23 protein-coding genes and 2 pseudogenes are annotated in these 25,607 nt (G+C 67.4%); 11 read left to right on the forward strand and 14 right to left on the reverse strand.

What is annotated here, in order from left to right; translation table 11 throughout:
* Positions 1–167: 167 nt before the first annotated feature.
* The 3 genes from GA707_RS21880 to GA707_RS20160 form a co-directional block, all read right to left on the reverse strand.
* Positions 168–497, reverse strand: a complete 330-nt coding sequence (locus GA707_RS21880; RefSeq protein ID WP_370460063.1) for a TfoX/Sxy family protein — start codon at positions 495–497, stop codon at positions 168–170.
* 210 nt (positions 498–707) lie between these two features.
* Positions 708–1,223, reverse strand: coding sequence for an isoprenylcysteine carboxylmethyltransferase family protein (locus GA707_RS20155; RefSeq protein ID WP_152180246.1), 516 nt, complete (start codon positions 1,221–1,223; stop codon positions 708–710).
* Positions 1,224–1,410: 187 nt separating this feature from the next.
* Positions 1,411–2,049, reverse strand: a complete 639-nt coding sequence (locus tag GA707_RS20160) for an NAD(P)-dependent oxidoreductase (RefSeq protein ID WP_193315463.1) — start codon at positions 2,047–2,049, stop codon at positions 1,411–1,413.
* A 946-nt stretch (positions 2,050–2,995) separates the two neighbouring features.
* On the opposite strand from GA707_RS20160, the pseudogene GA707_RS20165 reads away from it, so the two are divergent.
* A pseudogene (locus GA707_RS20165) lies at positions 2,996–3,216 on the forward strand (IS256 family transposase); the annotation flags it as partial.
* 287 nt (positions 3,217–3,503) lie between these two features.
* Here GA707_RS20165 and GA707_RS20170 read toward each other — a convergent pair.
* Positions 3,504–4,436 (reverse strand): pseudouridine-5'-phosphate glycosidase, encoded by a 933-nt coding sequence (locus GA707_RS20170; protein WP_152180248.1) that lies wholly within the window; start codon positions 4,434–4,436, stop codon positions 3,504–3,506.
* Positions 4,437–4,447: 11 nt separating this feature from the next.
* Complete coding sequence (locus GA707_RS20175) at positions 4,448–5,557, reverse strand: carbohydrate kinase (protein ID WP_152180249.1); 1,110 nt, start codon at positions 5,555–5,557, stop codon at positions 4,448–4,450.
* 604 nt (positions 5,558–6,161) lie between these two features.
* Between GA707_RS20175 and GA707_RS20180 the strand changes: the two genes are divergently transcribed.
* The 5 genes from GA707_RS20180 (at position 6,162) to GA707_RS20200 (ending at position 10,561) form a co-directional block, all read left to right on the forward strand.
* On the forward strand, positions 6,162–6,560 hold the full coding sequence (locus GA707_RS20180) for a peptidase inhibitor family I36 protein (protein ID WP_193315464.1): 399 nt from the start codon (positions 6,162–6,164) through the stop codon (positions 6,558–6,560).
* Positions 6,560–7,456, forward strand: a complete 897-nt coding sequence (locus tag GA707_RS20185) for a hypothetical protein (RefSeq protein ID WP_152180251.1) — start codon at positions 6,560–6,562, stop codon at positions 7,454–7,456. Before GA707_RS20180 ends, GA707_RS20185 begins: the two co-directional genes overlap by 1 nt.
* Positions 7,457–7,752: 296 nt before the next feature.
* Positions 7,753–8,682 (forward strand): peptidoglycan-binding protein, encoded by a 930-nt coding sequence (locus GA707_RS20190; protein ID WP_193315465.1) that lies wholly within the window; start codon positions 7,753–7,755, stop codon positions 8,680–8,682.
* 35 nt (positions 8,683–8,717) lie between these two features.
* Positions 8,718–9,353: an ABC transporter ATP-binding protein gene (locus GA707_RS20195; protein ID WP_226963998.1), complete on the forward strand. Its 636-nt coding sequence runs from the start codon at positions 8,718–8,720 to the stop codon at positions 9,351–9,353.
* Positions 9,350–10,561 (forward strand): ABC transporter permease, encoded by a 1,212-nt coding sequence (locus GA707_RS20200; RefSeq protein WP_152180254.1) that lies wholly within the window; start codon positions 9,350–9,352, stop codon positions 10,559–10,561. Before GA707_RS20195 ends, GA707_RS20200 begins: the two co-directional genes overlap by 4 nt.
* A gap of 192 nt (positions 10,562–10,753) precedes the next feature.
* On the opposite strand, the gene GA707_RS20205 is transcribed toward GA707_RS20200, so the two are convergent.
* The 6 genes from GA707_RS20205 to GA707_RS20235 all read right to left on the reverse strand — a co-directional run bounded on the left by GA707_RS20205 (position 10,754) and on the right by GA707_RS20235 (position 16,334).
* The gene (locus tag GA707_RS20205; RefSeq protein WP_152180255.1) at positions 10,754–11,872 is read right to left on the reverse strand and encodes a hypothetical protein; all 1,119 of its coding nucleotides are present in this window, start codon (positions 11,870–11,872) and stop codon (positions 10,754–10,756) included.
* A 341-nt stretch (positions 11,873–12,213) separates the two neighbouring features.
* Positions 12,214–12,738 (reverse strand): GNAT family N-acetyltransferase, encoded by a 525-nt coding sequence (locus GA707_RS20210; RefSeq protein ID WP_152180256.1) that lies wholly within the window; start codon positions 12,736–12,738, stop codon positions 12,214–12,216.
* Between the two features lie 431 nt (positions 12,739–13,169).
* A complete protein-coding gene (locus GA707_RS20215) occupies positions 13,170–13,514 on the reverse strand; it encodes a type II toxin-antitoxin system HicB family antitoxin (RefSeq protein ID WP_152180257.1) in 345 nt (114 codons plus the stop codon).
* A gap of 379 nt (positions 13,515–13,893) precedes the next feature.
* Complete coding sequence (locus tag GA707_RS20225) at positions 13,894–14,541, reverse strand: TrmH family RNA methyltransferase (RefSeq protein ID WP_226963999.1); 648 nt, start codon at positions 14,539–14,541, stop codon at positions 13,894–13,896.
* Positions 14,542–14,693: 152 nt separating this feature from the next.
* Entirely contained in the window at positions 14,694–15,224 is a 531-nt protein-coding gene (locus tag GA707_RS20230) for a hypothetical protein (RefSeq protein ID WP_152180258.1), read from the reverse strand.
* A 573-nt stretch (positions 15,225–15,797) separates the two neighbouring features.
* Positions 15,798–16,334: a hypothetical protein gene (locus GA707_RS20235; RefSeq protein WP_152180259.1), complete on the reverse strand. Its 537-nt coding sequence runs from the start codon at positions 16,332–16,334 to the stop codon at positions 15,798–15,800.
* 326 nt (positions 16,335–16,660) lie between these two features.
* On the opposite strand from GA707_RS20235, the pseudogene GA707_RS20240 reads away from it, so the two are divergent.
* Together GA707_RS20240 and GA707_RS20245 are read left to right on the forward strand one after the other, a co-directional pair.
* Positions 16,661–17,443 (forward strand): annotated as a pseudogene (locus GA707_RS20240) (IS256 family transposase); the annotation flags it as partial.
* A gap of 122 nt (positions 17,444–17,565) precedes the next feature.
* Entirely contained in the window at positions 17,566–18,888 is a 1,323-nt protein-coding gene (locus GA707_RS20245; protein WP_152180260.1) for an ISL3 family transposase, read from the forward strand.
* 459 nt (positions 18,889–19,347) lie between these two features.
* Here GA707_RS20245 and GA707_RS20250 read toward each other — a convergent pair whose 3' ends face one another.
* On the reverse strand, positions 19,348–19,659 hold the full coding sequence (locus tag GA707_RS20250) for a putative quinol monooxygenase (RefSeq protein ID WP_003941073.1): 312 nt from the start codon (positions 19,657–19,659) through the stop codon (positions 19,348–19,350).
* A gap of 108 nt (positions 19,660–19,767) precedes the next feature.
* Between GA707_RS20250 and GA707_RS20255 the strand changes: the two genes are divergently transcribed.
* Together GA707_RS20255 and GA707_RS20260 are read left to right on the forward strand one after the other, a co-directional pair.
* Entirely contained in the window at positions 19,768–20,709 is a 942-nt protein-coding gene (locus tag GA707_RS20255; RefSeq protein WP_003941078.1) for a GlxA family transcriptional regulator, read from the forward strand.
* 776 nt (positions 20,710–21,485) lie between these two features.
* A complete protein-coding gene (locus GA707_RS20260; RefSeq protein WP_193315466.1) occupies positions 21,486–22,070 on the forward strand; it encodes a hypothetical protein in 585 nt (194 codons plus the stop codon).
* A gap of 146 nt (positions 22,071–22,216) precedes the next feature.
* Here GA707_RS20260 and GA707_RS20265 read toward each other — a convergent pair whose 3' ends face one another.
* Together GA707_RS20265 and GA707_RS20270 are read right to left on the reverse strand one after the other, a co-directional pair.
* The gene (locus GA707_RS20265) at positions 22,217–22,558 is read right to left on the reverse strand and encodes a hypothetical protein (RefSeq protein ID WP_152180262.1); all 342 of its coding nucleotides are present in this window, start codon (positions 22,556–22,558) and stop codon (positions 22,217–22,219) included.
* A gap of 301 nt (positions 22,559–22,859) precedes the next feature.
* Positions 22,860–23,231 carry a hypothetical protein gene (locus GA707_RS20270; protein WP_152180263.1) on the reverse strand — a complete coding sequence of 124 codons (372 nt, stop codon included), beginning with the start codon at positions 23,229–23,231 and terminating at the stop codon, positions 22,860–22,862.
* A gap of 768 nt (positions 23,232–23,999) precedes the next feature.
* Between GA707_RS20270 and GA707_RS20275 the strand changes: the two genes are divergently transcribed.
* Positions 24,000–24,686, forward strand: coding sequence for a slipin family protein (locus GA707_RS20275; protein ID WP_152180264.1), 687 nt, complete (start codon positions 24,000–24,002; stop codon positions 24,684–24,686).
* The last annotated feature ends 921 nt before the right edge of the window (positions 24,687–25,607 follow it).

Below are 25,607 nucleotides of genomic sequence, written 5' to 3' on the forward strand. Positions count from 1 at the left end.
GGCCTGACTCACCTGGAATGGTTTACCGACCCTGCGGCCGAAGACGACGACAACTAGAACGCATCCAGCTGGCGCGTCGGGTGCGTCTCTGCGCCGGCACTCGACCGGTAGTGACGACGATCTGCGAAGGATCCTGTGTCGCTCCTCTTGAGCCCCTGTCGCCTCGGCTACTTCTTCGGGGTCTTCGGTGGCTTTGCCCGTGCCCGCTCCACAGCTGGGCGAACCCACGCATCGAGGGAGTCGGCGTCGGGAACGTCCTCGGCTGCCACCAGGACCACACCACCCATCGTTCGTTGCCCCATCGTGGCCGGGCGAGCACCGCGTGTGAGCGCTTGGTCAGTGCCGTCCTTGCCGACATAGACCATCAGATCATCGTCACCGGTCCCAACGGCCATGTGGGCGTTGATCGTCCAGCACAGGCCGCCGAACATCTTGATCTCCCGAAAGCCCTCCGGACCGGCCGCCGCGGCGACCGCCGACCGGATCCGCTCGGCCAGAACNCGGGAGCCTCCAGCCGCATAACACTCAGGTTCTCGAGGGACCTGCCGTCCCCTGTGGGATCTATGCGAACCCTCCCCAACGTGGCGAGGTCACATCAACGTCAGCGTAGCTCCGGCGCGCGCAGAGGTGCTGCACACCGCCGGCAGTTGACCACGTGGTCTGTGGTTCCGCATCGCTCAACAGTCAGGGACGTCCCGCACTTGCTCTCACGGTGACCTCCGCGACCGCAAGGGCACGAACCGTGGAGTGCGGTCGGCATAGTCGGCGTATCCCTCGAATCGCTCCGCCAGGCGTGTTTCCTCCCATCGTGCTTTCACGTTCAGGAGCAGGACCAGCGCTGCCAGGGTGAGGAGCCGGAGCCCGCTTCCGGCCGCCACCGTGATTGCGGCCATCATGAGCAACAACCCGCTGTAGATGGGGTGCCGTACGTACCGGTAGAGGCCGCCCGTACGCAGCTGGGCGTGGGCGTTCGGCAACGGCGTGGCCGTCAGACCTCGGCCAAGTCCCGTCGCGCCGATCACCATCACGGTCAGGCCCACGATGGTGGCCGCGCTGCAGGCAACGGTGAGCGCAGCGGGCACCGGCCAGTCATCGCCCTTCGGGAGCACCACGAGGATACCGATCAGGACGAACTGGCCAACCACCAGCAGCCGCGCGGTCCTGACCTGACCAGAGGACGTGCCACCGTCGTGCCCAGCAGCGGATTCTGTGGGTGGGCTCATCTGATCGGCTTCCTTCACGGGAAGAGTGGAGCCAACGAGTGGTGAGATGCCGAGGTTGACAGCGCGTCGACGAGCCCCATCATCCTTGGTCCTCGCGGCCGAGCACGTCGCAGTGATAGACGCGGCGCGCAGTGCTGCGAAGTAGGACGTCGTGCACGCCGCGGGCAGCGGGCACCTGGGCCCGTGGTCAGTAAGCGATGCTGATGTGCTCTCGGTGATGACGCGGGTTCTCGATCTCGTCAACGATGGCAAGAGCGAAGTCGGCACCGGAGATGTTCGAGTTCCCGTCGGCGTCGAAGAGCGCGATCTCACCGCCGACCCGGTAGGTACCGGTTCGCTCGCCGGGAGCAAACGCACCGTAGCCTCCAGCGGGGCTGATGAAGAGCCAGTCGAGTTCCTCGGGCGCCTGCTCGGCGAGCATCACCCGGGTGGCCTCACCCTCCAACGCCTCGGCCCAGTACTGCTCCGGGATCTCACCCTCGACCACCCGCGGCAGGCCCGGCCCGGGTCGAAGTGAGCTGAACCCGCCGACCTGCAGGTAGCGCGCACCAGCCTGGGCGGATAGTCGGGCCAGCTCGCCGTACGTCTCGACGAGGCGGTCGGCCATGTCACCGCGTGGGGAGAGCGCGGCGAGCACGACGTCGGCGCCCGGCACGACGCGGGCAGCGACATCGGAGGCGCCGCCGACCTCGTAGCGCACGCCCTCCACAGGCTCCTGCGGCTCGGACCGGCTCACCGAGATCACGTGGTGACCTCGCGACGCAGCCTCCCGAACGACGCTGCCGCCGGTGTATCCGGTCCCGCCGAAGACAACGATGGTGGCCATGAGCATGCTCCTCTACTGCTGGGGTCAGTCGGACTGCTTCGTCAACCACCGCAGAGGCTCAGATAGTCCAGCCTCCAGAGCGAACGGCACACGCAGGCGCCCCCTTCCGCCGGCTGTTGACCCCGATGATCACAGCGAGCCTGATCGCCCGCGATCTCAATCGCGTGGCCAGCCCCGGATGCACTGGGAGGCTCCTCATAGACTCGACCTTCTGCCACCGGCGGGCGCCATTAGGGGGTTCTGGGATGAGGTCAGGCAGGAGCAGGAGCGCACAACTGGCGTTTGGTGCCGGACTCGCTGTGATGGTGGCAGCCAGCAACTGGGCTCCTCAACAGCCGAGCTGTTCGTCACCGGCGCCTGCAACGTTGCCCCGTGCGGGACGCTGGAAGATCCGCAGCGCTGGAGGGCTGCGTGGTTCCTCTGGGTCGTCGGTGCCGCGATGACACTGGGCGCCACATCAGTGCTGGTTCGCCGTCGCCCAGGCACCCGATGGCAACGTGCCGCCCTGGCGTACGCAACCGTGATCTGCGCTCCGGTGACGGCGGCGATCGGAGCAGTGGCCTCCCTATTCACCTCAGTACATGGGTTCGCCACCGTGATGTGGACCTTCGCCGCCCTGCCGCTGGCCGCGGTCTTGGCAGGGACCGTCCATGCGATGCCTTCGCCGAAGCGGCAGCTCTCGCGCCACGACACCATGTGAGCCCCGACCCAGGTCGCCGACCTGGCGAACAAGTTGCGTCCTTGCGCCGGGTGACGATCGTCAAGGGCGGGGCAGGGTCAACCGTGAGCAGGTGCCCCTCGCGGCGCGACGACGACTCCTATACCTGTGATTGCGGTGGCCCACCTCCGTCCGACAGCAGCTGACCACCGCGTCACTCACCGTGAGGGTTCTGCAGCGTGTCCGATCGGGGTCGGCGTTGACGCGCCGGCTCGGGAAGGTGCACCCATGCTCAAAGTAGTCCACGAGGAGAACGGATCGAACGACGAGACGCTGTGGCCGAGGGTGGGTCGTTGCTGTATGAGATTGTCCGCGACGGCGCCCGGGCGATGCTGTCCGTCGCGTGGCAGGCTGAGGTCACTGCCTAGGTCGAGGCGTTCACCGACGAGCTCGACGAGGCGGGTAGGCGGCTGGTGGTCCGCAACGGTCATCACGTAAACCATGAACGCTTCCAAGCGGGTCACGGTCAGGGCACCATCGGGAGTTGGATGGCCCCCCATTGATTGATCTCCGTCTCGATCTTGAGCAGGTGCAAATCGACACCGACTTCAAGCCTGCAGCAGACCCGAGCGAGGGTCCAACCTCGTTGAATGCGTCCCAGACATGCCTCGCCGTTAGGAACGACCGCGACGCGCCAGCTGGCACATGGACTCGCTCGACGTGTTGGGTCGTCGAGGTGTCGGAACACACATGGCTTTGTCGCGGGTGCCAGGGATGACCACCGCTCGACAGCGGGTCAGGCCGGGCCTGTCAGGGCGGCGTACTCGTGGGCGATCTGGGCGCCGAGCCGGGCGTTGTTGTTGACCAGGGCGATGTTCGCAGTGAGGCTCGCCCCACCGGTGATCTCGACGATCCGGCCGAGGAGGTAGGGCGTGGCTTCCTTGCCGTGGATGCCGGCACCCTCCATGTCGGTGATGGCTTGGTCGATGATGCCGTCGATCTCGTTCGCAGGGATCTCGTCGTCGCTCGGGATCGGGTTGACCACGGCGATTCCACCGGCGATGTTCAGATCCCACTTGGCGACCATCACGTCGGCGATCTCGCGGGCGCTGTCGGCTCGTAGTGGGGATTCGTGTCCGCTGGAACGCGAGAAGAAGGCGGGGAACTCGTCCGTTTGGTAGGCGAGGACGGGGACGCCCAAGGTTTCCAGGGTCTCCAGAGTGAGCCCGATGTCCAGGATGCTTTTCACGCCGGCTGAGACGACTGCGACGTTGGTCATCGACAGCTCGGTCAGGTCTGCACTGGTGTCGAAGGACTGCGCCGCACCGCGGTGGACTCCTCCCAGGCCGCCGGTGACGAAGACGCTGACGCCTGCGAGTGAGGCCAGCCGCATGGTGGCCGCCACGGTGGTAGCGCCGTGGCTGCCCCGTGCGATGACGTAGGGGAGGTCGCGGACGCTGACCTTGGTTACATCAGCGCTGGTGGCGAGCAGCTCGAGACCCTCAGCGTCAAGACCGATCCTGGGGCGTCCGTCGAGAACCGCGATGGTGGCCGGCACCGCGCCGCCGTCACGGATGATGCGCTCGACCTCGGTGGCCATCTCCACGTTCTGCGGGTAAGGCATCCCGTGGCTGATGATCGTGCTCTCCAGTGCGACGACGGGTGCGCCGTCTCCGAGCGCCTGGGCCACCTCGTCGGTGAGGACGAGGGAGGGGTGGGGTGTGGTCATTGCGGTGTCTCCTAGCTGATCGGGGTGAGTGTGGCGCGGACCATCCGCGGCGTGAGGTCGGGGCGGACAGTGTGAGGACTTGCGATGGTCAGCGCTGCGGCGGCGTGGCCGTACCTCGCGGCGTCGACGGGGTCCTGGCCCTCGAGCAGGGCGTGGCAGAAGGCGGCCAGCATTGAGTCTCCTGCTCCGGTTACGTCCTCGACGGTGGTCGGGATCGCTGGGAGGGAGGTGACCCCGGTCGAGGCGCTGCTGAGCAATGATCCGCGCGCCCCAAGTCGGACCCAGACGTGGTCGACGCCTTGTCGGTGAAGGCTGTCGGCGGCGAGGCGCAGCTGCCGGTCCGTTCGGGTAGGAAGGTCGCTTAGGGCGGCGAGTTCGTCCCGGTTCGGCGTCACCGCGTACAGCGGCCGGTCCGCTCTGATGGCCGCGCGGAGGACCTTTGCCTTGGGCACACTGACCGGCTCGAGGATGGTCCGGACTTGCGCCGCGTCGGCGAGGTCGCGCGCGTGGTCGAGGGTGGCAGGCGCGAGGTTGCCGTCGAGGACAAGTAACCCGGCGGTTGCGATGATGTCGCGCGCTTGGCTGAGGTGGTCCGGCCCGAGGTCGTCGGTTGCGGCCATGTCGGCAACGGCCACGATCAGCTCCCCGTTGGAGTCCAGGATCGCGGTGTAGGTGCCAGTCGGTCGCTCCGTGCGCTGAATGAACTCCGTTCGGACGCCGGACGCGGCCGTCTGGGCCAGCAGGTTGTCACCCAGGGCATCCCGCCCGAGCGCGGCTATGAGGTGCGTGCGGGTCCCCAGCCGGGCCAGGTTCTCCGCGACGTTGCGGCCTACGCCGCCCGGCGTCATCGAACCATGGCCCGGGTTGCTGGTCTGCAGTGCGGCGGGCGCGGTGCTGCGGGCCTTCACATCGATGTTGGCTCCACCGATCACCACGACGCCCGGCTGCTCACCGAGCAGGTAGCCACGACCGAGGATGACGCCCTTCTTGCTCAGGTTGGACAGGTGCACGTTGACCGCCGACCTCGTCGTCGCCAGCTGCTCGGCGATCGCCGCGGAACCAATCAGCGGGTCACGTCGCAGCAGGGCCACGATCTGTTGTTCCCGGTCCGTGAGGTACATACTTACCAATATAAGCAAACCTTATGTAAATAAGCAAGCCCAGGACCGAAGCGAGGTGCACAACGCTGCAGGCGCAACCTGTGTCACATCGCCGCGAAACGCGCGCCATGCGTTGACGTCGCGCATACTCGATGTGACATTAGCGAGCGCGGTTACGGACGAGCGGCCTCGCCGTCGAGGAAGTCCGCACGTCCATCGGCGTTGGCTTCCTTGGGTGCATCTTCGAGGAGGGCATGGTCGCCGCGACCAGGCAGCCGCGGGGACGACTGCGCAGGCCTGTTTCACCGACGCATACTCCCCGTGCCGCCGCTCGACGAGGCCCGTTCGGCAAGGGCGTTCTCGAGCGGCGGCTGAGCTTCAAGGAAGAGGAAAGTCCGACTGCGGTCCCGGCCAGTGCGATCATCGCCCACCCCAGGTGCGGCCCTCGCCCTGGGGGACCGGCACGTCAGTTTCTGCTTGCCGCGCCTGGCTGTCCGTGTGGGCGTGGTAGGTTCCCCGCAATGGAGGGCGCAGGGCCCTCTGGGGGTAGGGGAGGTCTCATGTCGGTTCTCGGTTCTCGGTTCTCGGTTCTCGGCTCTCGGCTCTGATCGCATCGCTCGGATTGGTGGCTACGGCACTGCTCCTGGCTGCGCCGGCGCAAGCTGGCACTGAGCAGTGCTTCAACGGCGCGGCGTGCGTCTGGAAGGACAACACCTATTCAGGGCGGTGGCGCGGGATGGTCAACAACATGGACGACTACTACACAGTGATTTGGTCTGACCACGTCCCCTACGGAAACAACTACATCAACAGGGACGTAAGCTCGGTTCGAAACCAAGGAGTCTCGTGTGACGTCCGGTTCCACGAACTGACCGGCGGCCGGGGAGAGTGGCTCTACTTCGACAGGGTAAGTGAAGGTGTCAATTACCAGGATCCCTACTTGGCCAACGGTGGAGGCAGTAGCGCTTACCGGGGAGAGAACTGGGACAACCGGATCCTCTCCCACCGTTTCACGAACTGCTGATGAATGACGGGTTGCTGGTGGTACGCCTCAGTCATCGTCTGTTGGCCGTTGTCCTGGCGGGTTCGATGCTGTCGTCCTGCTCTGGTGGGAGTGATGCCCCGGACGGCGACGGAGGTCGAACATCGGTTGGAGACAGTGGCCCCGCCTTGCCGGCCTACATCGACGAGGAGACCGGGACAGTCGCTTTGCCGGCGGACCAGTTCCGGCTTTCGGAGGCCGAACTCGATGATGTCGTTTCTGCCGGAAACGTGGCGCTCATCCAGTGTGTGGAGAACGCCGGAATCAACACTGCGGAGATTCCTCGCCGGGTGATCCCCGACAACGACGTGTCGCGAATGTACGGTCTTTGGCGGATGTCAGACGCCCAACAGTTCGGGTATGTGATCAATGAGTCGCCTGAGAAGCTGGCGGCGTTGGAGCGGAACGCCGAAGAGGTGCAGATCTCGGAGGCGGAGATGTCGGAGCGCCGTCGCTGTGCTGGCACTCCTGAGGTCTCCAGGTTCCATAAGGTTTCTGCCGACGGTGTGTGGGATGGCGAGTTCTCGTCGGCTTCGGAGAAGGTTCAGGCGGGTGCGGAGTGGGCGGCCGTTATCTCGGATTGGGTCGGCTGTCTGGCGCGGGCGGGCATACAGGTTGACTCTGAGGACCTGGCGCCGGCGGGAGTGGATTGGGAGGCCGTTCAGCGTGGCGAGGTGACGGAGAACGATGTGCGCCTCGCGGTGGCGGATGTGACGTGCAAGAACGAGGTGTCGTTCATCAAGCGTCTGACCGCAATGGAGGCGGCTGCGCAGTCGCCGATCATTGCCCGGCATCGTGATGAGCTGCTGGCCGAGCGTGCTCGTCTGGACGCGATGCTGGTTGAGGCGCGCGCGGTGTTGGCGGCGGCAGGTCTGTGACCGAATCGCGGGCTCTCGCGCCGCCACGCCATAGTTCGCGCTGGTTGGTGGCGTGGGCGTTGCTCAGCGTGGGGGCACTGGTCGTAGCGTTCCTCGTTGGGCGCTCGGTGCGCTCCCCGTGGGATGACGCAGTCAGTAATGCCGCGACTAGCCCTGTCGTCACGGCCGTGGTGGAACAGCGTGAGTTCAGCTCCTCGAGTCCCACTCTGCAGGGGGAGCTGAGCGTAGGCGAGTCGCTGAACGTCGGGGCTGTGGTCGGTGCGGGGCCGGCGGTGGTCACTGCCGCACGTTCGGGTGTGGGTGATGAGATCCGCAGCGGATCGCTGATCGTGGAGGTTTCGGGACGACCCATCCTCGCTTTGCAGCTTCCCTTTCCGCTCTACCGTGATCTCGGCCCGGGAGCGAGCGGCGCCGACGTTGCCGCCGTCCAACGGGAGCTCTCCGCCCTCGGGCACTACCGCGGGGCCGTGGACGGTGAGTTTGGACCTGGCACCAGTGCCGCGGTACGCAGCCTCTACAGCAAAGCGGGGGTTGGTGCTCAGGCAGTGCCGGTAGCGGTCCCCTCCGAGGTACTCGAGTCCACCCCGGCTACGGGCGCATCCGGTGCCGGTGAGGGTGTTGCGGTCCAGGGCGGCGCGCCGTCGCCGAGCGGCGTGCTGCTGCCGCTGGGCGAGGTCGTCTCCATCAGCCATGAGAGCTATGTGGTGACGCGCATCGAGGCGGTGGGCACCGTGCTGCCCAGTGACTCACCGGTGGCTGCGGTGATCACCGGTGGTGCGGCGTCGGTGTCGGCTCGGGTCGGCGTCGTCGATGTGGACAGTTTTGCCGTCGGTGATGCTGTCCTGGTCGGGGTCGTCGGGGCAAACGGCGCGACCGTGTCAGGTGAGATCACCCAGATCGGCGAGTTCTCATCCGGTGATGCCCAGGTGGCTGGGTTCGCCGTCACGATCGGCCTGAGCGAGGCGCCCGGGGATGTGCGGGACAAGTCGGTGGTGACGGTCTCTCGCGTCGATGCAGGCACGGCGGTGAGCGCACTGGCGGTGCCGCTGCTCGGGGTGCGCGAAGATGAGCGCGGGACTTTCGTGCTCGCTGCGGTGGACAGGGCTGGAGATGCGGGTCAGACGCGACGGATCGATATCGAGACCGGAGCGGTCAGCGGGGGCTATGTCGAGGTCGTCAACGGTGACCTCGCCGAAGGCGACCTTGTCGTCGTCGCCGGTGCCTGATGGTCATCGACGCCACCGCGCTCCACAAAGGTTTCTTGGGCCCGCCGCCGATCAGCGTGCTCAATGGTGTCGACCTGCGCGTGGCACCGGGCGAGCGAGTCGCCGTCCACGGCCGCTCCGGCGCGGGTAAGTCGACCTTGATGAACATTCTCGGCCTGCTCGACCGCGCGGACTCGGGGACGTACCACCTGGCCGGAGTCGACGTGTCGACCATCTCCAACCGTGAGCGAGATCGGCTTCGCAGCCGCGAGATCGGGTTCGTCTTCCAGAGCCATCACATCATCAGTCATCGCACCGTTGCGCAGAACCTCGACCTCAAGCTCGACATCCTCAGGGTTCCTGCCGGCCAGAGAGCGGCGATGGTGGAGCAAGCCCTCGCCGAGGTCGGTATGCTCGCGCACCTGCACGCGCAGGGCCGCACCCTCTCCGGCGGAGAGAAGCAGCGGCTCGCTCTTGCCCGAGCCATCGTGGCCCAGCCATCGCTCATCCTGGCCGACGAACCCACCGGCAACCTCGACGACGGCAACTCCGCCGAGGTACTGGACCTGCTCAGCCGCGAGGCCGGCCGTGGCGCGGCCGTCGTCGTCATCACCCACGACACCCGCATCGGGATGTGGGCCGACCGCACGATCATCCTCGCGGATGGAGCAGCCAGCGAGACAACGACATGAGAGACCTTCGGATCTGGTCCGTCCTGCGTGATGTGTCGATCGATCTGTCCGCCCGACGCGGCCGCACTGTCCTGCTGCTCGTCGCCGTCGCTCTCAGCTGCGGGGTGCTGATGGCATCGACCGCGACGACCGTCTCGGCCGCCCGGCAGATCGACGCGGACCTCGCCGCGGCATCGACCAACCTGCTGACCGTCACCGGTCGCGCTCCCGACCCCAACGCCGCCGCCCCGCAGCCGGCCTTCCCCCCAGACGCGGAACAGCGGGCCGCGACGATCGACCTCGTCAATGCGGCCGGCCGGCGCGTCGACGTCGCCGTTGCCGACGCCCAGCCCTCGAGGCTAGCGCCCCATGCCGAACAGAGGGACCTGCTCGCCGTCGAGGTGATCGGGGTGACCGCGCCCTACCTGCGAGCCGCTGGAGTGACCCCGGAACCACCCACCGCCTGGATGCTCAACGAGACCGACGGACGCTACCGCGTCGCATACCTCGGCTCGGCTGCCGCGCAGCAGTTGGGCATCCCGCTCCAAGGGCCCCACACCAACCGCAGAGTGTGGGTCGACGGACGCCCCTACGAGGTCCTCGGCATCGTCACCTCCAGCCCCGACGTCACCCTCGACCGCGCCATCATCCTGCCCTACGCCGTGGCACTGACCTTGCCCGGGGTGGCGGAGTGGACCACGCATTTCCTGGTGCTCACTGAACCGGGCGCCGGGGCACCCGTAGCGTCGGTCATCCGTGAAGCGGTCCGTCCCGACAACCCAGCCGCTCTCGACGTCTCGGCCGTCAACGACTTCCGTGACGTGCGCACCGGCGTGGACAGCCAGCTCGCGCGGCTCTCAGCGGGTATCGGGCTGCTCCTGCTCGCGCTCTCGACACTCATCATCGCCAACTCCATGGTGGTCTCCGTGGTCGCACGAACACCCGAGATCGGGCTGCGCCGGGCACTGGGTGCGTCATCACCCTCCGTCGCCGGCGTCTTCCTCACCGAGGGCGCCCTCATCGGCGCGCTCGGCGGCCTGGCCGGCTCGGCGCTGGGCGTGAGCGCCTCCGTTGCGATCGCAGCACTCCTGAACTGGACCCACCAGTTCTCGCCCTTGCTCGCCCTCGCCGGACCCGCGCTCGGCCTCACCACCGGGCTAGTCGCCTCCGCCTACCCCGCGGTCCGCGCCGGCCGAATCGCCCCCTCAGAGGCCCTCCGCGCAGACTAACCTCCCCCCGGACAGGACCACGCATCCCGACCCCACCCCCGCAACGAACGGCAGCATTACACGCGAAGGTCACAGCTCCCAGACCCGCGTCCTTCCGCCGCGAATCGGGCGTACGTTCGGTCCGGGCATTGCGCCTGGTGTGGCGAGCGGACACCGGACTGACTCCTTGAGGCCAGTGAACGGGAGGCCCTCCTACGGCTGCAGGATGGTCAGTGGCTCGTCGGGGTGGCGACGCAGTAGCTCCTGCAGTGTGCGCAGTTCCTGCTCGATGAGGTCCTGCTGCCACGGGCCCAGGGTGTCGGGTGCTTTCTCGTTCGGGGCCGACCAGGGGTCGCTGGCGCGGGCGATGTCGTCAGCGCTGGCGCGGCGGAGCCGGTCGAGCCGGTCGCTGGGCACGAGCTCCTGTTCCAAGAGCACGGCGCCGTCCAGGCCGGTCGTTCGGGAGAGGAGCTCGACGAGCTGGGCATGGTCGACCTGCAAGTCGACCATCTCGGGTCCGACCTGCACCCTGGCGGTTAACGGCGCCAGCCGCACCTCTCCGCGCTCGAAGGCGTCCATGTCCAACGTCGGTTCCCGACTCTCATGTGTCTGCATGAGCGGCACCGGCGCTGGTCTGGGCAGCAGCGCGGGCTCGGGAGTTCCAGGCGCGTGGGCGAGGACGTGATAGGTCAGGAAGGCCCACAGGTCAAGGTCGGTGTACTGACGCTCGAACACGCCGAAGGACTGCCGCGTCCCCGGCTTGGTGTTGTCAACCAGCCACCGCAGCTGCTCGTGCTCCTCGCGCCGGGCCGTGACCGAAGGCCACCCTGGTCCGCCGCGGCGGACCACCAGGTGCTCCCCGCCGTGATCCCACCGGTTGGTCTCCAGGTCGACCCCGTCCATGTAGCTGGCGCCGGCGAGCCGACGGAAGTCGTTCCCGCTGATAACCGCCCGTCCCCGGGGGTCGCGGTAGTTCCGCTGGGCCGAGAGGTTGCCGTGCAGCTCCCCGCTGAAAACACAGTCCACGAAGTGCGCATGCACCAGCGCATCCGGGGAGAACCCGACCCGGACGTCGTCGAAGCGGCATCGGATGAACCGTGCCGGGCCCGGGTCGAAGCCCATGCATCGCAGGCCGGAGAAGTTGCAGTCCTCGAACGTGATAACCCACCGATCCGCCATCGGTCGGCGGGCGCCGACGGGCAGCAGCCTTGCCCAGCCCGGCATCGAGTCCTGCAGCTCGATCGCAGCCCACCGCAGCCCCGTGAAGTCCCGGCCGGCCACGACCCCGCCTCCGACGACCTGCAGTCTCTTGCCGCGCTTCGGGACCTCCATCGTGGCTAGGTCATTCGCCGATACCGTCAACTCTCGAACAGCCATGACCCTCCCCAACCGGGCCACCCTGGTGCGCCCGCCGATACCGAACTCGCCTTGATTATCAACCTCGCTGACTCCTCGTGCCTCATGCACAGCCGGGTTAATCATTCACACGGACCGGTGGGTCGTGATTACGCTGGCACGCTGACCCAGAACGCTCGTCGGCGGCACATACAACCGCGACGATGGGTGCATCCTTCCGCCGCCTGTCGACCCGGCCCCAAGACGCCGCGAAACACTCCGCTGACCAGGTACGCGTAGTGCACCGTTCGGAACTATGCCCTGCACAGCGGGCTTGGTCACGGCTGCTTGCGGTTGGTGAATGCCCAGTCGAGGCCATCGTCACCCTCGTCATCAAGGGTGGTGTCACGCTGCAGGCCAGCCTTCCGCGCCACGTTCTGACTGGCCGAGTTCCCGGGGCGCACTCGCCCGAGGATCGTCTCGGTCGGCATCTCGGACGCCACCGACGACACCACCGCCGACACCGCCTCGGTGGCCAGCCCCCGTCCCCACGTATCCGGACCCAGACGACACACAAGATTCAGTACACGGCTGCCGCGCACGGTCATTCGCTTGACCCCGACGTAGCCGATGACCCGGTTCGAACCCGCCATCCGTACACACCAGTAGCCGAACCCGTGCTCATCCCAGTGGCGGACCCATCGGTCGACCAGCTCGACGGCTTCGGACTCCTCCCTAAGCAGGTCGGAAGGGTTGTGCTCAACGGTCCGGGAGTCACCAAGGATCGCGAACACCCCCGCCGCATCCGCCCGCGCCGGCCGGTCCAGGCGCAGCCGTTCCGTCTCCAACGTTGGTGATATCACCCCCCGATGGTCGCATCGCGAGCCTCACCGTGGAACGCCCCACTCCGCCGCGAAACGCGCGGCGCATGTTGCCTTGCATGCTGAACGTCCGATCCGACCAGCTGTCCGGTAGGGGCAGCGCTCGGGAAGTCACCAATAGCCGCTCAAGGCCGACCTGTCTGGCGCTGATTCACCGCGATCAGGTGGGCGAGGCCAGCCAAGGCCAACCCGGCTGCCCCGATCACCATCAGGGGCAAGCCAGCGGCGGCGATGAACATGCTGCCTACGAGGCGCCCAAGCATGAACAGCGCGGCACCTGCAAGTAGACAGACCCCCGCAGCCCTCACCACAGCCTCCCGGAGCTGCACCGCCCGATGCCGTCCATGACGACATCGTTGCACGCCGCGGCTTGAGTCTCTTCGCCGCCAGTCGACCGCCTGTTGCGGCTGGGGTCAGGAGGCGTTGTTGAGACGACGCACGACGTACTGGTTGAGGCTGAGGTGTTCCTCGGCTGCTTCCATGGCCAGGCGTCGGTGGAGGTGCTCGCCCACACGCAGGTTGAACTTCCCGGAGAATGACTTCACCGACAGCGGCTCTGGAACAGGCTCGCCGCTTTCTGCGAGGTCCTGGACAACCTCGCTGACCAGGCCCCGGAGGCCGGACAGGGCTTCTTCTTGGGTGGGAGCCAGCCAGGACAGCGAGGACAGTTCGAGGCAGGTCGCGACGAACTCCTCGTCCTCGAGGGACCACGTGACTCGGTAGGTGTAGCGGGTGGCGTCGACTGTGGCGCTGGTCATGAGCTGGCCTCCTTCTTCTCGATCGCGGCGAGGACCTGCGGACATGGTAGGCCTTGGCTTTGCCGTGGTCGTTCTGGATGTTGACCCGCGGGTCGCCGGGCCAGGGCGTTTTGAACACTGCGTGCGAGCCGCCGCTGGTTCGCGGTGGGCCGAAGTAGTGCTCGCAGACCTTGGCGAGGTCGTCATAGCGGATGTTGCGCGGGTTGGCGCGCATCGCGGCGACGATCTTGGCTACTGAGGGCACATCATGATAGTACTAATCGCAGTACCATCATGACATCCAAAGAGGCGACTGCGTAAGACCTCGCCCGCGGCTCGCGCTATGTGCGGCTTCGCCGCCAGTCGGCCAAACTTGGAGGGCGGTCAGCTCGGCCACGGTTCATGAAAGGCCCGCCAGTCTGTAGGCCACCAGGCTGCCGGCGACCGCGACATTGAGGCTGGCTCCGATGCCCACCATAGGGATCTGCACGCACTCATCGACATCCATGAGGATCTCGTCAGGCACGCCGTGGTGCTCGTGGCCCAGAAGTAGCACGGTGGATCGACGGGCGGGCACCAGCCGGGTCAGCGCGATCGCGTCGTCAGCAAGCTCTACCGCGACGATCCGCTTCCCCCGCTCTCGCTGTTCGGCGACCCACTGCTCCTTCGACGGCGCCACCCAGTGAATACAAGGGCGTTGCCGACCCAGGGTGTCGCCAATGCGCAGAGCGTGTTGGTAATGCTTGGTGCGGGGAACTGCCAGACAAGCACCGATCGCGTCGCACGTGCGAAGTAGGGTGCCCAGATTCGCGTCGTAAGCGACCCACAGCGGCGCGACGATAAGATGGTCCCAGCAACCATGAGGCCGTTGGCGACGATGGGAGCGCAAATCCTTGGGCTTGGTCTTCGCGCCGGTCATCGGCGAACGGGCGAGGCTCCTGTAACGGTCATCGTGAGCGCCTTTCGCGGCGGCGCTGGTCCATCGACGAAGTGATACCAGCAGCATACGACCCCGCCGCGCCAATCCACCTGGCAGATCGATCAGCATCATCTGCGGGTGCCCCACTTCGCCGGATGTTGTCCGCACCGTGGAGGGCTCTGAACCGCTTGAGGTCGCACTCTGTTCGTCTTCCGGTCAGGTACTGGCTCGACCGTCTACCGGAGCCTGCTGTGGCGACGAATGCGCAGTTGGCGGATGCCTCAGCTGCTCAACGCGGCGAGGCCACCGAGGATGAGGGCGGCGCCGGTGAGGGCACAGATCCGCCCACCGGTGGCCCTGTCGGGTCCCTTCCGGGCGATCAGGACGGCGGTTCCCACTGCCACGACGGCTGCCACGACGATGTAGATCGGAGTGGAGTAGAGCCAGGAGTAGGGCACGAAGTGCACCGCCAACGTCACCGCGAGTGCCGCAACCGCGACGGTGTACCGCTCCAAGGTCACCAGGACGATGACCAGCGGCAGGATGAGCAACTGGCCCATGCTGAGGTAGATCGACAGCGAGTTCAAGCTCGCGTCCTGGGGACGCGGGCCATCGGCGGCGGCCGCCGTCAGCAGAAGCCCGAGCGGCAGGCCGACCATGCCCTGGAACAGCGCCGCATAGGTGCCGACCCGTTCCCCGAACCGCCACCCCAGCACCGCAGCGGCGAGCCAGGTCGAGCCGTAGGCAAGCAGAAAGCCGAAACCATTGCGGTTCACCTGCGCCAACTCGCGTAGATACTCCTGCACATCCATGCTTACCCCCTCGACCAGCCCGACCGCGAGCCCTCCACCCTACGGAACATCAACCGCCGGTCTCTCCAAGAGCGCACCCCCGGCGGCACGGCTGCCCCCAGCTTCCCGGACTTTCCTCGCGTCCGAGCCTCAGCTCCTCCTGCCGGGCCCGAAGATGGTGACCCATTCCGCCGGGAGCTGGGCGCAACTGTGAGCCGTTCTTGAGGGTCAGCGTCCTTGCGGGCGGGGCCGAGACTGATTGCCTACGGGGCCTGCAAAGGATTGCCACCACCAGTTACGGCGCACGCTCGGCTCTGGGCCACCGGGTCTGCCATAGTGTCCGCATGTGGTGGCNGGCGGGCTTGTCGTCGTGCTCGCCCGCCGGGGCGCGTCGGGTGAACGCATCGGACACAACACACCCGGCGCTTTCCGCGCCAACGACAACGTGACCCACAACAGCGGCCCATTCTGAAGGGCCCGACCCAGGCTCCACGCGTCCCAGCAGGTGCATCTCTCCGCCGCGAAACGCGCGGTGGGCGGAGTTTCGGCTGTTTGCTTCCCGACCTCCGGCCCGGCGCTGGCGAGATACGCAGCTCAGCCGGCCGCCCTCAGCACTCCGGCGATGCTGGCCGCGAGCCAGAGCGCCATCAGCACTCCAAGTGCCGGTCGCAGTGTGCGCCTGCGGCTGGGTTCGACAATCGAGGCATCGGCGGACGCTGGAGCCGCGACCGGTTCCACGATGTGTCCTCGGATGCTGTCGGCCACACTTCGCTCCAGACCCCAGAGCTGAATAGTGCGCCCTCTACATCTCACGCGCGGGAACATGAAGCCCTCTTCGAGAGTCCCGAGTACTTCTGCCGGGAGAGTCCACGTGGAGAGGGGATTGACGACGTGAACCTCACCGGGCGAGGTGCGCACATAGGGCACTGCCCACAGGGCAAAGCCGATGACGCTGAGTGCAGCGAAGAAGACGTGCACCACCACCAGCGACGAGTCAGCCTCCGACCCGTCGACGGTTTGTGACTGTGTGTACACGGAGAGCGGGTCAAGGCAGGTGATGAAGAGGAAGATCCCGTAACCGATCAACCAACCGGCGACCATGTTGACGCGGTTTCGCCACACCGTCGTCAACGCGCACCCCCATTTCTCCGCAGGAAGACGCACGACACGACGGCGGGACGAGCTCCCGGACTCTCAAGGTATCCAGAGCCGCGGACTGGCAAGCTTGCGTGCAAGGCTTCGCTGTCTCCGTCCGTTCTCGTGGAAGCGCCACTCGAGATACTTCCAGACGCACCCATGCCAGTATCCCCGTCACCGACCGGCATGCCTGCCAACGCATCGAACTCGGGCACACCGCGGCGGCCGGGAGTGTCCGGTGAACGGTGGTTTTGGCCCGACACGCCAGCGGTGCTGGTGAGGAAGGCTGGTCACCGATGACCGAGGCAACATTCAAGGGCATGAGCTCGATGCCGAAGGAAGCGAAGAAGAGGACATCAGCGAGGGCGACTCCGGGTGAGCGGGCCGCGGTGGCGGAGCTGGTCAGGGCCGCTCGTGCCCGCGGTGAGGATCTGACCGGCCCGGAGGGGCTGTTGAAGTCGATCACCGCGACGGTGCTGGAGTCGGCGCTGGAGGAGGAGATGGTCGAGCACCTCGGCCATGAGAAGCATCAGCCCAGCGATGCGGCTGGTTCAGGCAACATCCGTAACGGCACCCGCACCAAGACGGTGCTGACCGATACTGCGGGCGAGGTCACCATCGAGGTGCCGCGGGACCGGGCCGGCACGTTCGCTCCGGTGATCGTGAAGAAGCGGCAGCGTCGCCTTAATGACGTTGATGCGGTGGCGATCTCGTTGTACGCCAAAGGGTTGACCACGGGCGAGATCTCGGCGCACTTCGCCGAGGTGTACGGCGCGAGCATCTGTAAGGACACCATCTCGAGGATCACCGACAAGGTGCTCGAGGAGATGCAAAGCTGGTCCTCCCGGCCGCTGCAACGCGTCTATGCGGCGATCTTCATCGACGCGATCTACGTCAAGGTCCGTGACGGGCAGGTCGGCAACCAGCCGTTCTATGCCGCGATCGGGGTCGACCTGGACGGTCGCCGGGACGTGCTCGGCCTGTGGGCCGGACAAGGCGGCGGGGAGAGCGCGAAGTTCTGGATGAGCGTGCTCACCGACCTGAAGAACCGCGGCATCAAGGACGTCTTCTTCATCGTCTGTGACGGCCTGAAGGGCCTGCCCGGCTCTTCCCAATCGAGGGTGTAGGACCTGACTTCGCCGTGGTCGGCGCGTCGGTGCGGGGATAGGCGTCGAGGCCTTCGCAGGATGGGAGTTCTCACGCTGCCCACCTGGAAGACCTCGACGTGCCTGACGCTACCTTCGCTTGCCCTGACTTGACCACGTTCGCCCGCCTTGACGAGCTCGGCCTCGTCGCCGTCGGGCAGCGGGTGGAGCCTGACCGGGCGGTCATCGCGTGCAGGGTCGTGGAGCCGGACCAGTGGTGCCGGCGCTGCGGCTGCGAGGGCGCACCCAGAGACACGGTCACCCGGGTGTTGGCGCACGAACCGTTCGGGTGGCGCCCCACGACGCTCGTGGTCACCGTCCGCCGGTATCGGTGTGCCCACTGCGGACACGTGTGGCGCCAAGACACCAGCAAGGCGGCGGAGCCGCGGGCCAAGCTGTCACGGCGGGGGCTGCGGTGGGCTTTGGAGGCGATCGTGCTGGCCCACCTGACCGTCGCCCGGGTCGCCGAAGGCCTCGCGGTCGCGTGGGACACCGCCAACGACGCCGTCCTAGCCGAGGGCAAACGCGCCCTGATCGACGACCCGGGACGCTTCGACGGTGTCACCGCGATCGGCGTCGACGAGCACGTGTGGCGCCACACCCGCAAGGGCGACAAGTACGTCACCGTGATCATCGACCTGACCGGCATCCGTGACGGCACCGGCCCAGCCCGGCTGCTCGACATGGTCGAGGGCCGCTCCAAGGCCGCGTTCAAGACCTGGCTCGCCGACCGCCCCCAAGCCTGGCGTGACGCCGTGGAGGTCGTCGCGATGGACGGGTTCACCGGGTTCAAGACCGCCACCGTTGAGGAACTACCTGACGCGGTCACGGTCATGGATCCCTTTCACGTCGTGCGCTTGGCCGGGGACGCCCTGGACACCTGCCGGCGCCGGGTCCAGCAGTCCATCCACGGCCACCGCGGCCGCAAGACCGACCCGCTCTACCGGGCCAGGCGGACCCTGCACACCGGCGCTGACCTGCTCACCGACACACAGGCCGAGCGGCTGACCGCCTTGTTCACGCCAGATGAGCACGTGCAGGTCGAGGCGACCTGGGGCATCTACCAGAGAATGATCGCTGCCTACCGGCACGAAGACCGCAGCGCCGGGCGTGAGCTGATGGTCAAGCTCATCGACTCCGTCAGCACCGGTGTGCCCGCCGCGCTGGTCGAGGTCACCAAACTCGGCCGGACCCTCAAGACCCGAGCCGCTGATGTCCTGGCCTACTTCGACCGCCCCGGCACCAGCAACGGACCCACCGAAGCCATCAACGGACGACTTGAACACCTACGCGGATCAGCCCTCGGGTTCCGCAACCTCACCAACTACATCGCCAGATGCCTGCTCGAATCCGGCGGCTTCAGACCCCAACTGCTACACCCTCGATGGGATGAGCCGGAATAGAGCTGGCTCGGCTTCGACGCCGCCGCAAGCTCCGGTGAAACGGTCGGTACTGGTCGGTCGTCGTCGGTCACCACCGGATGGCGGCGTCCCCCACGCTCGGCGTTTGCGCAGGTCAGCGGCTCGTTCGCCCAGTGGGCGCATCAAGCGATAGACGCAAGGCCGACGTGATTAGGTCGTCGGTTCGATTCCGACAGGCGGCTCCGGCGAACAGCCCCTGACCTGCGGAAACGCAGGGCAGGGGCGGTTCGGTTCTGGTGGTCGCGCGATGCGCTGGCCTCACGGCTCTGCCCGGCACCGACGTCGCTCTCCTCTGCGACGGACCCCTCGCCGGCTGAGCGCTCGCGGCCGGCATCCTGTCCGTGTGCCGATAGGCCTCGCACCGCTCGGCAACGCAGCGTGGCGTTGCGTCGCGACCTGGCGACGGCTCGGCGGGGCGCGATCGTCTCGTGCGTTGGCGGACTACGGGAGCTTGGACGCGAGGACGTCGGCCGCCAGGATCTCGGGTGCTGCGCCGAGGAGGTGCTGGTTGGCCATCAGGGCTGCGACGATGGCGCCGTTGGCGTGGGCGTCGCGAGCGGCCTCGTCGGGGAATGCATCGAAGATCCAGAAGGTGTCGGCGTGGGTCCTGACCGCGAACCAGACAATCGTTCCTACTTCTTCGTTGGCGAGCGCGACAGCGCCGGCGAGCAGATCGGCGAGCGCGTCGTGCTGTCCATCGGCCGCGACGATCTTGGCGACGAAGGCATACGGAAGTGATGCGGGTGTGGACATGAGGGGTTCTCCTAGGTGTCGAGGTTTCTTGGTGAAGCGAGTTCAGCGTATGACGAGCAAGGGCATGTGAGAAGTGGCGTATGCGGCAGTATTGCTATTGTTTGCGCCATGCGTATCGGACTGATCGCGATCGACGGCTGCTTCGGTTCGGCGGTCGCGTCGGTCATCGACATCGTGCGGGTGGCCGACGGAGCCCGCGGCGATGTCGACCCGCGGATCGACCCGATCGAACTCGCCATCCTCGGACCGAAACGGCGAGTGACCACGACGGCATCGATGACCCTGTCGGTGGACCACCCGCTGTCGGAGTCCGCAGAGTTCGACGTGGTCGTCGTCCCTGCGCTTGGAACCCTCACGGCCGCCGCTACCAACGACGCCCTCCAGAGCCGAGATGCTCGTTCGGTCATCGCCTCGCTCGGGCGCCTCGACGACGCGACCACCCGGATCGCCGCGGCGTGCACCGGCGTGTTCGCTGTCGCCGAGACCGGACGGATGCATCATCGGCGGGCGACGACCAGCTGGTTCCTGGGGCCGGAGTTCCTGAAGCGCTATCCGACCGTCGCCCTCGATCTCGACACCATGGTGGTGGTCGACGGGAACCTCGTCACCGCCGGCGCCGCGTTCGCCCACATCGACCTCGCGCTCTCACTCGTGCGATCGATCAGCCCCGACCTGGCCCAACATGTCGCCAAGCTCCTCATCATCGACGAGCGTCCGTCGCAGGCGGCCTTCGTCGCCTACGAACATCTCCGGCACGAGGACCCGATCGTCGTCGAGTTCGAACGCTTCGTGCGCGCCCGCCTGGACGAACCGTTCAACGTCGCCTTCGTCGCGCAGTCGCTCGGCACCAGCCGGCGCACCCTCGAACGACGAGTCCGTGCGGCGCTCAACCTCACTCCGCTCGGCTTCGTCCAACGGCTTCGCATCGAACGAGCTCGGCACCTCTCAGCAACCACGGACCTCACCTCCGCCGAGATCGCGCTACGGGTCGGCTACGCGAACGCCGAGACTCTGCGCTCCCTCCTGCGTAGGGAGCGACGCCGTTCCTGACCTATCGCCATGCCTGTAGCCGGTGTCCTAGTGCTCGACTGGAACCACCTCTCAGCACGTCGCGTCGACGCTCCTGCGTCGCCCCTGGACGACCCACTCGACACGCCCGCAGCACAGGCCATGTGACGTGTCCCGGCTTCCCGGACGGTCGGGGTTGGGTGGCTGTGATGTCGCTGCGTTCTCGTCGAGGGGGTCAGCAGACTCGATCAGGGTCGATTGGGATGAGACGCGAAGGCGGTCAGGTCAGGGCGGCCGAAGCCGGCCGGCGGGGTAGCGTCGGTCACGTCGAGGTCCTTCGGATGGATGCGTAGGAACCTCCATCGTCGGGAGATCTCGACGTCTACCTGCGGACCGACGCGCCCGGCCGACCTACACCCTCATCTGGGAAGAGCCACTTATCTGGCTTCTCGCCTGCGACGGCAACGACAACGCCCCGGACGACGCGCAGGACCACACGCAGGAACGGCAAAGTCGCATGTTGACCCGCCGTCGCGATCCGGTGAGAGTCCCCGGCGGGGACAGAATGCCTCCCCAGGTTCTCGCCGTACACCCATGGAGCGAACGAGGCTCGGTGACGAGCCGCCGCCCCGTTGCATACCGCCCTCAAGGGCTCATTGGCTGCGGGGAGTCCGAGGCGTGGTGCATGCTCGTCGGCTGAGCTGTCTGGTTGGATGACGCGGGACAGGGATTGTGAGCGAGTTGAGCCAGGCTGTGTCCTGGACCGCTCGCCCGTGGAGGGGGTGGTGTCGGTGCGGAAGCGACCGAGTGGCAGGGCCGTGGTGACTGGGCTGGACTGGCACGGCCGTGTGAGGGTGTGGGCGCTCGTTGCCGGGTGCGTCGGGTTGGCCGGGTGCGCGATCGTCGGCGGTCCGCGCGTCGACCCGGTCGCACAGGTGCCGTGGGGTGCGGCCGTTCCGGCGTCCCCGCAGGGCAACGTCGTCTTCGGCACCCAGCTGTGGTGCAGCCGGTCGGGGGATCCGGTCACTGTTGACGGCCTGAGGTGGCAGGCCATCGAGGGACTGCGGGTGGTCGACTTCGCCGTCGTCAGCCAGGACGCCACCGCAGAGCGGATGGGCATGCTCCACGGGTCGCTGCCGGAGCTGGTGCCGGGAGGCCACGACGGGCGCACCGTCAGCAGTGCCTGCTCCGACATCAGCGACGACGGCATCGGGGCGACGGCGAGCTACGTCGTCCTCGAGCTCGAGCTGACCGACCCCTCGAACGCCGGCGCCGCGCAAGGTCTGAGCCTGACCGGCGGCGAGCTGGCCTCGGGCGTGGAACCGCTCACCGTCATCGTCTGTCCCGCCGAGGCGCCCTCCTGCGACGAAGCCGACGCTCCCGCGGGATTCGCCGACAGCTGACCCGGCACAGAGGCCAAGACCGGCCACCTGCCACTCCAGCCAGCATCGGCCGCCACCAGGCCAGCACTATCGACACGGGCCGCTCGAGTTGCCCGTCGCCTCCCACAGCGGCCGCTGCGCCGCATGGATGCGCAAGTCGACCCCCGTTAGCGGCAGGGGTGTGAGTGTGGACTGGAGCACGGGGCGACGCTGCGGGTGCTCTGGCGGGCGAGAAGAGCCAGGCAGCCGATCGCGCCGATGATCCCCGCAACCATGAAGGCGACGCTGGCGGCGGGCAGCGGGAAGTAGGCGCTGGCGCAGCTGGGATGGGGCAGCGGGTCGGGGCGGCCGAAGAGAGCCGGTCCGCAGGTGACGAACCCGACACCGGGCTCGACACCTGTCAGTGCGGCCGCCCCGAGGAACCAGCCCAGGAGAGCCACCAGGACCGAGAGGCACGCCCCCGCGACCAGGGTCGCGACGCGGCCCGCCCAGCGGCCCGGTCCAGGCACCGATCTGTCAGTGACCGGTGGCCGGGAACGCGGTGCTGTCCTGGCCATAGGGCGACCCTAGCCCGAAAGGACCAGGGCCCGATAAGCCCCCACAGAACCCCGGGGCAGAAGTCGCCACTGTCCGGCACGCCGGGCACCCCCGTGGATCGCAAGGAGGACCGCCCACGTCACGATGAAGGGACACAGCGAGAGCCCGGGAGGCGACGACGTGGAGGAGACCTGCCACCTATCGCGGCCGGTGACCGCCCGCCATGCCAACCCGGTCGCCAGCAGGACGATCAGACCCCCGCGCCGAGATCGGTCAGTTCGTGGGGTCGAAGTCTCCCGGGGAGTCGGCCAGCCGGGTGTCCAGCGCCGCGGTGAGATCCTTCTCCTCGAGCGTGTACTGGGGGTCGACCCGCAGCTCGAGCCGTTCCAGGGCGTCCCCGTCGTCCTCGCCGACGGCACCTCGCTCGGCGAGGCACCGGCTGATCAGCGCGGAGACGTCCTCCCTCCCGAAGTAGCGGTACGCGTCGATGACGCGAGCCAGCGGGAACTCCACATCCTCGAAGTAGCTCTCCACCCCATTGAGCAGGCCACCGTTGGCGACGCTGCCATGAAAGGTCACCAGATCCCGCAACGCCCGGTCCCCACGCGCCGAGACCCCCGGTCGTACTCCAACGCCCGGTGCCACACCTCATCCGCATCATGCATACGCACGAACCTACCCGCCGAGAACAACACCGACACTCACGCGACCCGGCGGGCAACCATCGTCGACACCGGCGACACGAGACAGTGACGCGAGAGCCTCCGGTGATCGGCTCTCGCGCCACTTCGGCGGCCGGTCTCAACGTGAGCGCCGCGCCGCACAGTCATGCCTGCCGCCAGCCTCCACCGCTCGTTCAGCTATCCCGCGAGGTCCGCAAGGCGCGAACTGCGAACCCAACGCCGACCAGGGCGAAGGCCACGCCGACCAGGGCGAAGGCCACGCCGACCATCAGACGCTCTGCCGCGATCCATACGGCGCGAGGCCTGAGCCTGAGGTACTGGGTCCGTTCGAGCCGATCCGGCGCTCACAGGGAACGGTGAGCGGATAGCCCCATGAAGTCGCCGATAAACCGGTGGCGCCGGTCGCCGAAGTCGGCGATGCTTGCGCACGGACAAGCGAGGGGAAGCAGTCACGCCGGCGTGCCGGACCGTGGTCGTGCGTATCGCCCCTCGCGGTGAGTTCCATTCTTGGAAACGCAGGTCACTGCCCGGGGTTCAACTCCCCACCTCAGGCGGCACCGATCGGGACCACGTCCGCAACGGCCCTGCGGCCGGACCCTGGCGGGTCCGGTCCCGCCCGCGTGGACGCCGAGCGGTGCCGTCGCCTGCGCTGCCCGGTATCCCGTGCCCGCCTCGTCCTGCCACGCTGCCCGACCATCCGCACGACCCGCACCGAAGGAGGTGCCCAATCATGACTCTGCTCTCGTTCACCGTCCCGGCCCACATGTCCGCCGTCGAGTACCGCCACGGCGTGCTCACCCGCGTCCTGGAGCCCGGTCTCTACCAGCGCCGTTGGGGCACCAGGCGGGTGCTCGTCGACCGCAGGGAGTCGCTGCTGGCGGTCTCGCCGCAGGAGATCCTGACCTCGGACGCGGTCTCGGTCCGGGTCAGCGCAGCGGTCCGCTGGGCGGTCGCTGACCCGGTCGCCTTCCTCGAGCGCACCTGCGACCCGGCAGGCACGGTGTACCTCGCGGCGCAGGTCGCCCTGCGTGACGGGCTGGCCGCGCTCAGCGTCGAGGGTCTCATCTCGCGCTCGGCCGCGCTGTCCGCGCCGAGCCTCACCGCCGCGGTAGCCGTCGTGGGCGAGACCGTCGGCATCGAGGTTCGTGAGGTCGTCGTCAAGGACGTCATCGTGCCCTCCGAGCTGCGCGCCGCGGCGCTCGAGCTGGCCACAGCCCGCTCCCGTGGCGCAGCGCAGCTCGAGGCCGCCCGTGCCGAGACCGCGGCCCTGCGTTCGCTCGCCAACGGCGCGCGCATCCTCGATGCCTCGCCGGCGCTGACCCAGCTGCGCCTGGTCCAGGCGCTGCCGTACGGCGCCCAGCTCGTGCTGCGCATCCGCGACGGCAGCCCGGGTCAGGATGCTGGATCGGTCGGCTGAGGCATACCGGCCAGCACTCGCGCGGGCCTTCGCCGGCACCCGGCCGCGCGTGTTGACTCCGCAGGGCCGCTTCAGCGATGGAGCGGCCCTGCTGGACGCGCGCCTCCCGCGGGGATCGCGAGCGCAGAGCTCGAGCCAGTACTGCATCGCCTGGACGAGGGTGATCGAGCACATCCCGCCCGCGGCGACCCCCGGCACCTTCCCGATGGCCCAAACCCTCGAGGAGTTCGACCTGGTCGCCGTCGCCACCACGCCCGTTGTCGGGCTCTCGTTCACTCGGAGGGCTTCACGAAGCCGCTTGACTTCCGTGGCTGGCAAGTTGCACCACTCAGCGGCTTCTCGAGCTGAAAACCCCTCGTCACTGATCAGCGCGTGGAGCGCTTCCCCGGCGCGGCGCTCGAAGACGCGGATCTGCGCGTCACGCTCGGCGAGCATCGTCACGACAACGATCCCTAACCGACTCCGCCGTTTGTCGCGCTCTTCATCGCGTCGCCGGAATCGCGTCTGTGCGTCCAGCGCCGCGCGCCGTGCCGCCTGTCGAACACTCTCATTCGGCATCCCGACCTTCCCTTCTCACGATCGCCGTCGACCCTGTCACTGCCCTAATGCCGTTTCGCTCGATCTGAGAGTCACCAACCCGCCTTCGACATCCGCCACCGCGCTGACGCCCGCACGATCCCGAATCGCCCAACGCCCCCCCCGACGCTGCTCCGCGACCTCCGACCCCCGAAAGCGAAGAACCCCTGGCCCTACACACCTCCTGCACGCGTGGTAGTTGATACTTAAATCATCTGACTCTGAGGTTCCCCCCGAAGCGTGGAGGCATCGACAATGAGGATTGCGATGTCAGAGAAGAGAATGAGGTACGACCGGGAGTTCCGTGAAGGGGCTGTGCGGATCGTCGAAGAGACCAAGAAGCCG

Origin of the sequence: Nostocoides sp. F2B08 (assembly GCF_009184895.1) — a bacterium.
Taxonomy (GTDB): domain Bacteria; phylum Actinomycetota; class Actinomycetes; order Actinomycetales; family Dermatophilaceae; genus F2B08.

Bases quoted from the DNA above. Each gene is read 5' to 3' on its own strand.
- GA707_RS20155 (WP_152180246.1), bottom strand. From the start codon at position 1,223: ATGAGCCCACCCACAGAATCCGCTGCTGGGCACGACGGTGGCACGTCC.
- GA707_RS20160 (WP_193315463.1), bottom strand. From the start codon at position 2,049: ATGGCCACCATCGTTGTCTTCGGCGGGACCGGATACACCGGCGGCAGC.
- GA707_RS20170 (WP_152180248.1), bottom strand. From the start codon at position 4,436: ATGACCACACCCCACCCCTCCCTCGTCCTCACCGACGAGGTGGCCCAG.
- GA707_RS20175 (WP_152180249.1), bottom strand. From the start codon at position 5,557: ATGTACCTCACGGACCGGGAACAACAGATCGTGGCCCTGCTGCGACGT.
- GA707_RS20185 (WP_152180251.1), top strand. From the start codon at position 6,560: ATGAATGACGGGTTGCTGGTGGTACGCCTCAGTCATCGTCTGTTGGCC.
- GA707_RS20200 (WP_152180254.1), top strand. From the start codon at position 9,350: ATGAGAGACCTTCGGATCTGGTCCGTCCTGCGTGATGTGTCGATCGAT.
- GA707_RS20205 (WP_152180255.1), bottom strand. From the start codon at position 11,872: ATGGAGGTCCCGAAGCGCGGCAAGAGACTGCAGGTCGTCGGAGGCGGG.
- GA707_RS20215 (WP_152180257.1), bottom strand. From the start codon at position 13,514: ATGACCAGCGCCACAGTCGACGCCACCCGCTACACCTACCGAGTCACG.
- GA707_RS20225 (WP_226963999.1), bottom strand. From the start codon at position 14,541: ATGCTGATCGATCTGCCAGGTGGATTGGCGCGGCGGGGTCGTATGCTG.
- GA707_RS20230 (WP_152180258.1), bottom strand. From the start codon at position 15,224: ATGGATGTGCAGGAGTATCTACGCGAGTTGGCGCAGGTGAACCGCAAT.
- GA707_RS20250 (WP_003941073.1), bottom strand. From the start codon at position 19,659: ATGTCCACACCCGCATCACTTCCGTATGCCTTCGTCGCCAAGATCGTC.
- GA707_RS20255 (WP_003941078.1), top strand. From the start codon at position 19,768: ATGCGTATCGGACTGATCGCGATCGACGGCTGCTTCGGTTCGGCGGTC.
- GA707_RS20275 (WP_152180264.1), top strand. From the start codon at position 24,000: ATGACTCTGCTCTCGTTCACCGTCCCGGCCCACATGTCCGCCGTCGAG.